The following is a 2,905-nucleotide window of genomic DNA, read 5'->3' as shown; positions in this document are numbered from 1 at the left end:
GGCGATCTTCTCGTCGGGCAGGCCGTCGCTGTTCTCGGCGGGCTGGTCCGTGTAGAGCGCGGTGAGGAACGGCGTGAAGTGCTCCGGGTCCTTGTCCGCGACGATCGACGCCGCGTTGGCGGCGCGCGAGGAGTAGAACGTGCCGCTCGAGAGCCGGTCCAGGAAGGACACGGGGAAGTACTTCACCGTGATGCCGTCCTCCTTGGCGAGCGCGTCGAGGTCGGCGCCGTTGATCGAGTCGAACTGCGCGCAGACCGGGCACTGCGTGTCGAAGTAGAGGCTCACGGTGGTGTCGCCGTCGCCCGCGACACCCGTGCCGGCCTTGCTCACGGGGATGTGCGAGCCGGTCGCGGTCGAGGGCGCGGCCACGTCGGCCACCTTGGGCGGCACGACGTCGTCGCCGCCGCCGCCGTACGCGACGCTGCTGTACTGCTCGGCCTTGTCGTTGTTCGTCTTGACGATGAAGCCGACGACTCCCGCGAGGGCGACGACGATCACGGCGCCGAACGCGATCACGGCGATGCGGGTGCGCTTGGCCTTGCGCTCCTGCTCGATGCGCAGGAGGCGTGCCTTCTCGCGCGCGTCGTCGCGACGCTGGTTCTTGGTGAGCTTGGGGTCGTTCGTGGGCATGGGTGCTCCTGGGTCGGGTGGGGCGAAGGGTGGCGGGGGTCAGGCCGCCACGGGAGGCCCGCGCCGGGCGATGCCCGCGACGAGCACCCGACCCACGGGCCGGGCCACGAGATGACCGGGGAAGTTCAGCGCCCGCGCGACGACGACGTGCACGCGCGGCGCCCGCGCGACGGCCCGCCGGACCAGCTGCCGCAGGACGGCGCCGACTCGGGCGACGACGGTCAGGGCGCCGAAGCCGCCGATCCCGAGCGCCGCGTAGGCGAGCAGCATCGGCAGCGCGATGCTCAGCAGCAGGACGGCACTCGTCGACGTGGGGCCCGCCCCGAGCGTGCCGTCGGGGCAGTCGGTCGCGCGGCGCAGGACCGCGAGCCGCATGCCCAGGACGCCGGCCGCGCCGTGAGCGTCGACGCACCCCTGGAGCAGGAGCCGGGAGGACGCGGTGGCGAGCGTGCCGAACAGCAGCGCGAGCGAGCCGAGCGCCACGGCGATCGCCGGGCGCGCGGCAGCAGCCACGGGGCGACGTCGCGCGGTCATGGGCACAGGGTAGAGGGCGAAGGTGTGCGGCGGGTCACGGGTACGTGGGCGGAGTCAGCGGCCACCACACGATCTCCACGTCGTTCATCACCAGGGCGACGAGCACCACGGCCACGACGAGGCACAGCGCGACGAGGATCGCCGCGCCCAGCCGTCCCGGCGCGACGACCGCGAGCACGCGCCGCGCGCCGATGCGCGTCATCCCGGACAGCGGCCCGAACCAGACGATGAGCACGCCGAGCAGCGCCACCGAGCCCACCAGGATCGACGCCTCGGTGCCCTGCAGCTCGTCACCCGTGGTCAGGTCGCCGAGCACCCACGTGCCCTCGGAGAACAGCCACCAGATCACCCCGACGACGATGACGACGACGCTCGCGCTGACCATGAGGGCCGGGACCAGCCCCACCGCCGCCCGCAGCAGGTGCCACGGACCGGTCGCCACGGCCCGCGCCGAGTCCCCCCGCCGGACGCCGGACCGCTCGCGCCGCGTGTGCATCGACTCGACGGTCGACCCGATCGCCCGCTCGACGAGCAGCAGGACGCCGACGACGATGAGGGTGACCAGCGGGAACAGCGCGGCCGTCGTGCCGACGACCAGCGCGAGAGCGAGCAACGACCCCCACCGTCGACGCGCGGGCGGGCGCTCGTAGCCGGACCCCTCGGGGCCCTCGCCCTCGGACGCGTCGAGGTCGTCCTCGATCCAGTCCACACCATCAGGCTCACCGTCGGGCTCACCGTCGGGCTCACCGTCGGGCTCGTCGTCCTCGAAGGCGTCGTCGGGCTCGTCCTCCGGCACGGCCTTGACCAGGCTCGCCGGCATCGCGACCGTGTTCCCGTCCTGGGCCGCGGGCGCGAGCGCACGCGTCGAGTCGACCTCCAGCGCCGCGGGCGGCGCGATCACCGTCGTCGCCCCCGCCATCGGCACGGCCGACGCCATGCCCGCGTCGAGCACCACGGTCCCGTCCTCGTCGGGCGGCAGGTCGCCCTCGGCCGCGACGGTGGTCAGCGCGAGGACCACGTCGTCCGGCGAGGTGCGCGCGTCGACGTCCGGGTCGAGCGCGCCGACGAGGGCCGCGGCGGTCAGCGCGCCGAGGCCGTCGACGTCCACCTCGCCGGACCGCGCGCGGGCGAGGACCGCCTCGACGGGCCGCGTCCCGAACGGCGCCCGACCGGTCGCGGCGAACACGAGGACGGCTGCCCAGCCCCACAGGTCGCTCCCGGGAGTCGGCTCGTCGCCGTCGAGCAGCTCGGGTGCGAGGTAGCCCGGCGTGCCGACGACGAGGCCCGTCGAGGTCAGGGGCGCGCTGTCGTCGGCGGCCTGCGCGATGCCGAAGTCGATGAGGACAGGCCCGTCGTCCGTGACCAGCACGTTGGAGGGCTTGAGGTCGCGGTGCACCACGCCCGCGCCGTGCACGGCGTGCAGCGCGTCGAGCAGCCCGGCCGCGAGCGCGAGCAGGTCGTCGGCATCCAGCGGGCCGCGCTCGCGCACGTGGTCGGCAAGGTTCTCGCCGTCGACGAGCTCGGTGACGATGAACGCCTCGGTGGAGTCGGCCTCCGCGTCGAGCACCGCGGCGACGGCCGGGTGGCGCAGCCGCTGCAGCGCGGCGACCTCGCGGCGCAGGCGCTCGCGCCCGGCCGCGTCGGCCCCGATGTGGGGGTGCAACAGCTTGAGCGCGACCGAGCTGCCGCCCCCGTCGACCGCCCGGTACACGGTCCCCATGCCGCCCGAGCCCAGCGGAGC

Annotated in this window: 3 protein-coding genes; all 3 read right to left on the bottom strand. The window is 74.6% G+C overall.

Annotation, left to right across the window (positions count from 1 at the left end; translation table 11 throughout):
* Positions 1-630, bottom strand: a 630-nt coding sequence (locus D1825_RS00430; RefSeq protein WP_118765582.1) for a DsbA family protein, incomplete at its 3' end; no start/stop codon positions are given.
* A 39-nt stretch (positions 631-669) separates the two neighbouring features.
* On the bottom strand, positions 670-1,164 hold the full coding sequence (locus D1825_RS00425) for a hypothetical protein (protein WP_138067018.1): 495 nt from the start codon (positions 1,162-1,164) through the stop codon (positions 670-672).
* Between the two features lie 34 nt (positions 1,165-1,198).
* Positions 1,199-2,905: serine/threonine-protein kinase (locus D1825_RS00420; RefSeq protein ID WP_118765580.1), on the bottom strand; the 1,707-nt coding region annotated here is incomplete at its 5' end.

The organism is Cellulomonas rhizosphaerae, assembly GCF_003470205.1.
Classification (GTDB): Bacteria; Actinomycetota; Actinomycetes; order Actinomycetales; family Cellulomonadaceae; genus Cellulomonas; species Cellulomonas rhizosphaerae.
The sequence above is the reverse complement of the archived record's forward strand: the minus strand, read 5'-3'. Positions and strand labels throughout refer to the sequence as shown.

Bases quoted from the DNA above. Each gene is read 5' to 3' on its own strand.
- D1825_RS00425 (WP_138067018.1), bottom strand. From the start codon at position 1,164: ATGACCGCGCGACGTCGCCCCGTGGCTGCTGCCGCGCGCCCGGCGATC.